Annotated in this window: 8 protein-coding genes; 1 reads left to right on the top strand and 7 read right to left on the bottom strand. The window is 47.2% G+C overall.

The genetic code is table 11. The features are described from left to right. Positions 1-253: 253 nt before the first annotated feature. The 3 genes from IV04_RS20340 to IV04_RS20330 form a co-directional block, all read right to left on the bottom strand. Positions 254-1357, bottom strand: a complete 1104-nt coding sequence (locus IV04_RS20340) for a hypothetical protein (RefSeq protein WP_037399463.1) — start codon at positions 1355-1357, stop codon at positions 254-256. A gap of 281 nt (positions 1358-1638) precedes the next feature. Continuing rightward, positions 1639-2244: a nitroreductase family protein gene (locus IV04_RS20335; protein ID WP_037399454.1), complete on the bottom strand. Its 606-nt coding sequence runs from the start codon at positions 2242-2244 to the stop codon at positions 1639-1641. Between the two features lie 118 nt (positions 2245-2362). After that, positions 2363-3232 carry a helix-turn-helix domain-containing protein gene (locus tag IV04_RS20330; RefSeq protein ID WP_037399452.1) on the bottom strand — a complete coding sequence of 290 codons (870 nt, stop codon included), beginning with the start codon at positions 3230-3232 and terminating at the stop codon, positions 2363-2365. 182 nt (positions 3233-3414) lie between these two features. On the opposite strand from IV04_RS20330, the gene IV04_RS20325 reads away from it, so the two are divergent. Continuing rightward, a complete protein-coding gene (locus IV04_RS20325; RefSeq protein ID WP_037399449.1) occupies positions 3415-4317 on the top strand; it encodes a DMT family transporter in 903 nt (300 codons plus the stop codon). 14 nt (positions 4318-4331) lie between these two features. Here IV04_RS20325 and IV04_RS20320 read toward each other — a convergent pair whose 3' ends face one another. The 4 genes from IV04_RS20320 to IV04_RS20305 form a co-directional block, all read right to left on the bottom strand. Then, entirely contained in the window at positions 4332-5249 is a 918-nt protein-coding gene (locus tag IV04_RS20320; protein ID WP_037400070.1) for a LysR substrate-binding domain-containing protein, read from the bottom strand. A gap of 131 nt (positions 5250-5380) precedes the next feature. Next, complete coding sequence (locus IV04_RS20315; protein WP_037399446.1) at positions 5381-5989, bottom strand: LuxR C-terminal-related transcriptional regulator; 609 nt, start codon at positions 5987-5989, stop codon at positions 5381-5383. Between the two features lie 51 nt (positions 5990-6040). Then, positions 6041-7021 carry a hypothetical protein gene (locus IV04_RS26220; protein WP_152562921.1) on the bottom strand — a complete coding sequence of 327 codons (981 nt, stop codon included), beginning with the start codon at positions 7019-7021 and terminating at the stop codon, positions 6041-6043. 157 nt (positions 7022-7178) lie between these two features. Beyond that, positions 7179-7700 (bottom strand): hypothetical protein, encoded by a 522-nt coding sequence (locus IV04_RS20305; RefSeq protein ID WP_152562920.1) that lies wholly within the window; start codon positions 7698-7700, stop codon positions 7179-7181. Between the last annotated feature and the right edge of the window lie 22 nt (positions 7701-7722).

Below are 7722 nucleotides of genomic sequence, written 5' to 3'. Positions count from 1 at the left end.
ATACCGAATCGAAGTCGGTCTGTATCCGTTATTGATTTTAGCCCTCGGGGCCGTTGAAACAACCAGGGGCAAACCGTGGTTTGCCCCTGAGCTTGATGACAAAGTGGTCTTTTAGCCCAAGATACCCGGGTCTAGCGCACCGAGGGGCGCTCCGGCGGCTTACGCCGCTACGACCCCTTCGGCACGCTCCCCCTAATAACGGACTTTGTCAGTAGTCTGAGCCCCTTTCGGGGCTCAGATTGAGTTTCAGGGGTTACAGCGGATACCGCAAGATTGCATGGAGATCGGCACCTGATGGCAGATCTTCGCTACGCACTGCCAATACTCTTGCACCGGTAGCAATCGCCCGCTTAGCGATTTCGTCGATAATTCCGTAGCAGGATTCATCGTCGCTGCCGCTAAAGGAGATCACACCGTTGTCATCAATGGTGCCGTTTACGCTGCTGTCGAGGTTAATCAGCAACAGATCGATAGCCCCAAAGGTTGCCGCACGGGCGGCATCAGACAGATCCTGCGTGACTCGCCGTTCACCGGAGCGTGCTTCAAAGCGTGATTTGAGAGCCTTCAACTGTGCCTGATAATAGTTCTCCAGCAGTGGGCGAACCTGAGTCACCAGTTCAGAAGCACCCAGATGCTCGGCATTACTGAACATTGTTTCATCGGTAAGATTCGGTAGCGAGTTGGTTGAACGATAAATCGAAGCCAAAGGCTCGGTACTGACCAAAATCAGCGGATAGTCATGGCTGGCAAATATTGGGCGTAAAGCCTGGTCTATTTTACGGGTATATTGCGCCAACCGTACTTTGTGATGAACCGCCCCATGGTGGTGATCGTTTAATGCGGCATCTCCCAAGGCTTGGCGCTTATGTGATGGCAGATTTGGCACCGCCACTTCCACAGGGGGCACATCGGCAAAGAATTCGATCAAGCGGGCCTGATTCTCTGACAACGCCAGAACATACGCTGAATGCGGGAAGGTCAGCGCGCGTAGTAACGGCTTAAGGTAAAAACGCTCACTCACTTCAAGCTGGTTAGGCAGTTCGTTAGCCAAACGGTAGGTTGTAATACTGTCCGGTGTAGCAAGAATGGCCAGACTGCGTGCATGCAGATCCCAAAAATCCTCATCCTCCAGCACCGAATAAAGTTCTTCTTCCAACAGGGCTAAGCGACGCTTATCCAAACCCTTTTCCGCGACCTGCTGCAATGCCTGTTTAATAAAGTTACCCAGTTGAATTTTGCTGGCCTCCAATCTTTGGTGCAAAGGAGAGGTTTCAAGGTAGATGGAAATACAGGCATCGGAACGGATATCGGACAAACGGGAGAATTCTTCACGGCTTGGAATGTCAACGTATAGCATGGACCACCTCGCGAACTTATAGTTTGGACTGTGTGATTTTATGCAGTTCGTACTTACTGGAACGGTTACAATCTTATCGATTAGAACCCCGCCACACAGGCAGTGTGTGCTTTTAGTATAGACGCTATTCCAACAGTCGCCGGGAAATGGGGGCGGTATTTCGGCTTTTAATCAGGCAATTACCCTGCCCTGATTATCCAGATTGCGCGTGTTTGTCGGAGGTTGAGAATGGCTAGGTGGGCAGATGCACTCTCTCCCAACAGGGAGAGAGTCTTGTAGGATTAAAAACGATCGATCGTCACAATTTCGTCCAACGGTAATTTGCCGATGCGCGGATAGGATTGGCCGATGCCTTTACCAATCGCCACCATCAGAGCGATTTGATAATGTTCCGGTTTGTTGATGATTTTGCCAACGGCATCATAATCAAAACCGCTCATCGGGCAAGAATCATAGCCTTGAGCTTGAGCGGCCAGCATCAGCGTTTGGGCAAAGATCCCGCTGCTGCGCATGAGTTCGTCGCGCTGTACCTGTTCTTTGCCACGGTAATATTGGTCGATGGCTGGGAACATGAACTGCTGAACAGGTTCTGCGGCCTCTCCCCAGATATTTTTTACCTGTGATTCCCAGCTCAGCAGATCGCCACAGAGCACGACCAGCATTGAAGCGTCGGTTACTTGAGCCTGACCCCAGGCAAATTCACGGATTGTTTCACGCTGAGCACGATCTTCAATCAACAGAGGTCGCCAGTGTTGCAGGTTAAACGCGCTGGGAGCATTTTGCAGGGCAATATTGAGCAGCGCTTTTTTCTCTTCCAGCGTCATCACGTGCTGGGGATCGAACAGTTTGGTAGCACGGCGCTGTTGAATGGCATCAAGGGTATGCATGACTATCCTTTGCTAATAATGAGATTTCGTGACTATTGTCACGATCTCATTGTTACTGTCCAGACTAAATCGTGCGTTTCAGTTTTTGATTGCCGCGCTAGCCCTCGGTTTGAGTCATTCAGCGCGCTTGCTGCCGCAGCTGTATCGGGGCATAGCCATAGGCTGTTTTAAACCGATTGCTGAAATGGCTGGACGAGCTGAAGCCGCATTCCAGCGCGATTTGTGTCAATGGCAGCAATGTGTGCCGCAGCAGTGTTTCCGCCTGCTGCAAACGCCGTTGCATCACATACTGATGTGGTGCCAATCCGGTGCTGTGTTTAAACATGCGGGCAAAGTGGAATTCGCTCAAACCGGCCTGCTCGGCCAGATCTGCCAGCAACAATGGCTGTTCAAGATGGCTGTCGACATATTCACGCACACGTTTCAGCACCATCGGAGCCAAACCGCCACGCACTGCAGGCAAACGCCATTGCAGTTGGGTGTAACGTTGCAACAGATGCGACATCAGTAAAGTGGAAGCGCTGCTCAGTGCCAATTGATTGGCGCTATCTTGCCAGTCACAGTTAAGTATGAACTGGCGATACAGCAGCGTGATTTGTGCATCTTCCCCAAAGGTTCGCTGTTCTACATTGAGGGATGCAGGGCTGCGATCCCAAGTCTGCTCAAGCAGATGGCGCAGATGTTGGTCGGTACAGTACAGGTGAACGAAGGACAGATCGCTGCGGATATCCCAGGTGGATTCGTACTGACGCGGCATAATACAGAAACGGTCTGGACCGCCACCATTTTGCCAACCGCCCGGCACTTTCTGATAGCATTCGTAACCGTCTGCCACGTACAGGCTCAGAGTATGGTGATCGGCGCTTTCCTGTGTGACACGGTCATGGCGATTGGACCAGATGGCCAACTGCACACCAGAACCCAACTGCACGCTATTGTGCAATTGCGCTTTGTGCTGTCGCAGAGTTTCAAATGCCTGATAAGCCATAGCCGTTTCACCTTGGTCAGAAAACGGTTTCAGTGTAAAGATTCGTCTCCCTTCATGCCAACCACCGTCTGATGCTTTTGCGAAAAAAACCGCAAGAATATGCAAGAGAGCGCAATGTGCTGAAAGCGCTAACAACCCTAAAGAGGAATACTTCGGCTCAGGATAATTAACCGGGATTAATCATGAATACGCTGTTGTATCTTGCTGTGGTACTGATTTGGGGCACCACTTGGATTGCGATTACCTTACAACAGGAAGGTTCGGTAGCCATTGCGGTCTCGATAGCCTACCGCTTCCTGCTTTCCGCTGCTGTCATGTTTCTGGTCTTGCTGGCGTTGCGCCGCTTACGCGGCATTAGCCTACAAGATCATCTGTTTTGCCTGCTGCAAGGCTGTTGCGTGTTTGGCTTTAACTTCTACTGTTTTTACCATGCAGCGGCTTATATCAGTAGTGGTTTGGAGTCGGTGATTTTTTCTATGGCGGTGCTGTTTAACGCGGTCAACAGCCTGATATTCTTTCGCCAGCGCCCTAGCCCGAATCTGCTGCCGGCAGCCTTGCTAGGGTTGAGCGGTATTGTGGCGTTGTTCTGGCAGGATCTGGCGGCCACGCAAATGGCCCCCGAATTGCTTAAAGGCATCGGTTTGAGTGCATTGGGCACCTACGGTTTTTCGTTAGGCAATATGCTCAGTACGCGGCATCAGCGCCGTGGGTTGGATATTCTTTCAACCAACACTTATGCCATGAGTTACGGTGCGCTATTAATGTTGGGTATCGCATGGCTACAAGGAGCCTCGTTCCAGATTGAGTTCACTGCCCGTTACTTAGGATCGCTGTTTTATTTGGCCATTTTTGGCTCGGTGATTGCCTTCGCGGCCTATTTCAGCCTACTTGGGCGCATCGGTGCCGGTGCGGCGGCCTACAGTACCCTATTGTTCCCTTTGGTTGCGCTAACGATTTCGACGATCTACGAAGGTTACCAATGGCATCTGAATGCGGTAATCGGTTTGTGCCTGATTCTGTTGGGGAATCTGGTGATGTTTTCTAAGCCAGGCATGTTTACCCTGCGCTGGCGGCACACGGCGTAACTGACCTTATCTTTTCAGCGGCCCATTGGATATCTTTTACGCTCCCAACGTAGTTCATCCATCAGTGTTTTCGCTAAGAATGTCAGCGGTAAACGTTGAGGATAAATGAAGCTATAAGAGATATCTGGTAATGGCTCTTTAATGGGTATTTTGCAAAGATTATCATTTAGATAAGGCGCATTCAGAATTTCATGAGGTGCTGCAGTCAAAAAGTCCGCATTCAGGACCATTTGCAGCGCCATAAATAGCGTATTTCCCCAGATTATATTATCACCATTCGCTTTTTCCCCAGGAAAAAGCACTTTACTTAGTTGATTGTAGTAGCCAAATTTCGAGGCAGGGAAATACCATTTGGCGTTATTTAACCTACTTAATGAAGTACACTGAGCTAAGGGATGTTCCCTATGTGCCAGGATGCTAAAGGGGGCGGAAAAAAAAGGCTCCTCAATAAACTCATTAAGTGCAATGTCTGCAGAGCTTTCCCCGATGGCGAAGTCCAATTTCCCCATGCGTAACGCTGGCAACAGCTCAGAAAGTTGCCCTTCAATGAGATTAATATTTACCTGCGGAAATCGTTTTTGAAATTGCTGTATTGCACCAGGTATCATGGTAAATGATGGCAGAGAGGAGCTGCCAAGAGCCACCCTGCCCTTGGACATATCACCAGTTTGTTCTACCTCATTAACGGCCCGTTCAAGTTCTTTAAGCACCAGTTGAACTCGAGGTTCAAAAAGCTTGCCTGACTCAGTCAGTAGTGCACCACGAGCGCCACGCACAATTAATGTGGTACCTAGCATTTTTTCAAGTTCATTTATCGATCGAGTCAATGCCGGTTGACTCTGATTAAGGGCTTTGGCCGCAGCACGAAAACTACCATGCTTTATAATTGCAAGGAATATTTGTAACTGATTGGGTTTAGGTAAGTATTTCATGTATGACGCATCCATTTTATTTCAATACCCAACCCGTTTTCTTTTTCTCGTTGAAAGTTATGGCATTAGTAAACTCAAAATATGAGTAAATAGTGAAAGAGTGAATAACGATAGTATTGTTCATAATCTGCCTAGTGACGTGATAGTAGTGGGTTTAACGAGCGAATGCCGATTTTTTTTAACGCAGAGCGCTTATGACAACTGACGGTTTTGTAATTTATGCGTAAATCCTCGGCGATCTGGATCGTAGCATCCCCTTTGAGTAATCGATTTAATACCTCTAACTCACGTAAAGACAGCGGCGAACTGCTTTGAGAGGTTTGCAAATCCGAGTTACTCATATTCTGAGATAGGCTCAGTAGTTGCTTATGCAGTTCATCCAGTGATAATGAAATATCCATGATCTCATGAACGTTTTTTAACTTTCTCAGGTAATTCTTCAACGATTCGATGTTTAATCGGTTGTTTAATATTAATACCTGGCTACCAGGTTGAACTCTTGGCAGTAGATTGCTGATGAATTTTAACAGGAACCAAGGCTCATAATTCCGGTGGCTCAGTGTTAAAATAACGATATCTATATTATGCATAATGAACATAAGTTCTGCACATCGGGTAATCTCATCAGTATTGGCAATTATTTCAATGTGTTTAGACAACGTTGATTTTTTTATTACCCCCTCAACTCCGGCTCGGATAAAGTGGCAATCACATTGCAATACAACCCTTTTCTTACTCATTGTGCATTCCTTAGTGACTTTTTATTAATGAAGTAGCAAAGGCGCACGCCATTATGCTTTGGGGATAATAACAAAGTTCAATATATCCGTATGCATGCCAGCATTAGTAGATGCATTTTTGAATAGATTGATCTTAGGCGTCCAGCACATCTCACTGCGTTTATCTACGCTACTGGCTGTTTGTGATAGAGTGATGTATTTGGTTGTTCCTGTCGGAAATTCAAAATTGTTTCCCAACACACCATCATTACTGCTCAGTTGCAGATTGTAAAGTAATTGGCTGGTACCTCCCTGCATCATGAAAAGATTTCGTCCTCCATACAGACTGGCGTTATTGGTTACCTCCAGGGCATAACTTTTATTTTTAATTCCAGCAGTAACGTAGTTAATACAGAGATTGCTGTTGCTGATATTTTTAATTGAGGCGGCATAGCCCATGCTACTCACCAACACATCAGGTAAGTCACTAACGTCTACCCCATTCAACTCCCAGACTGTAGAGCTAATATTAAACTCAGGGTCGGGTGGATTAATTTCTTCAATGGGCGGAATAGTCGGTGGAACAAAAGTGCTTTCGTAACAGGAGCCAGGGAACACCCATAACGGAGATGATGTAGTCCCACCAACTATCGTCAGATCTGCATAGCGGATAAATAATGCCGGATAGGCATTGTTCCCTTTAGTGCTAAAGTTGACGGAAATGGATGAACCGCTTCTAATGACATTGCTGTTCACTGGTGAGGTACTATTAAATTTCAGATACAGTCCGCCGATAACACCTAGTATTGAAGTCCCAGTTGTTGTTAAATGACTAAAATTGGCCACAGTATTAGTATCTGCCAGTGGTTTACCCTGTGCACTTAGTTTTGGCACATAGGCGGTAAAAGTATTGTTGGTCGAATCTGAACAGCCACTACATACATTAATGACTAAATCGAATTTTGCCTGCCATAAGTCTGGCCCGATATTGATGACATCACAATTTTTAAACGTTGGTGAGAACTGCGCTGCTAATACAGGAGAGGTCATCACTAATAGAATACTTGTCAGTAGCCTAGATAGATTGGATATTATTCGCATATATTTCTCTCGGTATTATTCGTAAAAAATGAATTAACTCTTTGGCACCTATGCCAAATTCAATAATATTCGCCGGTGATTTATAGCCTATTGGGATGGGCTCTTAATTTCAGACTTTAACTTCAAACAGTAACACCAGTTGCCCTTGGTAGTTGCCGGAAATATTCCCCCACTCCCCGGTAGGTTGCCGTGCTGAAACTGATAACAGGTAATTGCCTATTGAGGTATCACCGACCAATGCTGAGTTACTGAAGTTCATCGGTGTGGCACTCAGTGCCTGCAATGTCGTCGTACTGCTGCCAAAACCCACCTGTTCGGTGCTGAAGGTCAGTGAGGTATTGGTTGCATGGCTCAACACCAACGGATTGACCAGCGAGACCATAAAGTGACGCTCATTGCGGATCTTCACCTGGATCGGTGCCTGCGCCTGATAGCGAGTGATATCACTCCCTGCGCTGTTACTCAGCGTCAATTGGTTGTACCAACCGCCCCCCGGTTTTTCTACCGTGATTTGCGGCAGATTGGTTAGGGTAATATTGAGCGGTATCCCCCCAAGAGGAATGGTTGCCGCTCCGATCACGCCGTTCCAGAATAGCAACACCATGCCTGCTCCTTGTTGCCATAACTTCATGCTGTTAATCCTTTGTCGTTAT

The organism is Serratia sp. Ag1 (assembly GCF_000743355.1).
Classification (GTDB): domain Bacteria; phylum Pseudomonadota; class Gammaproteobacteria; order Enterobacterales; family Enterobacteriaceae; genus Chania.
Note: the sequence above shows the minus strand (reverse complement) of the source record. Positions and strands in the feature narration are given on the sequence as shown.

What these genes read in the sequence shown, in the direction of transcription:
- IV04_RS20340 (WP_037399463.1), bottom strand. Translation starts at nt 1,357, where the DNA reads ATGCTATACGTTGACATTCCAAGCCGTGAAGAATTCTCCCGTTTGTCC.
- IV04_RS20335 (WP_037399454.1), bottom strand. Translation starts at nt 2,244, where the DNA reads ATGCATACCCTTGATGCCATTCAACAGCGCCGTGCTACCAAACTGTTC.
- IV04_RS20330 (WP_037399452.1), bottom strand. Translation starts at nt 3,232, where the DNA reads ATGGCTTATCAGGCATTTGAAACTCTGCGACAGCACAAAGCGCAATTG.
- IV04_RS20325 (WP_037399449.1), top strand. Translation starts at nt 3,415, where the DNA reads ATGAATACGCTGTTGTATCTTGCTGTGGTACTGATTTGGGGCACCACT.
- IV04_RS20320 (WP_037400070.1), bottom strand. Translation starts at nt 5,249, where the DNA reads ATGAAATACTTACCTAAACCCAATCAGTTACAAATATTCCTTGCAATT.
- IV04_RS20315 (WP_037399446.1), bottom strand. Translation starts at nt 5,989, where the DNA reads ATGAGTAAGAAAAGGGTTGTATTGCAATGTGATTGCCACTTTATCCGA.
- IV04_RS20305 (WP_152562920.1), bottom strand. Translation starts at nt 7,700, where the DNA reads ATGAAGTTATGGCAACAAGGAGCAGGCATGGTGTTGCTATTCTGGAAC.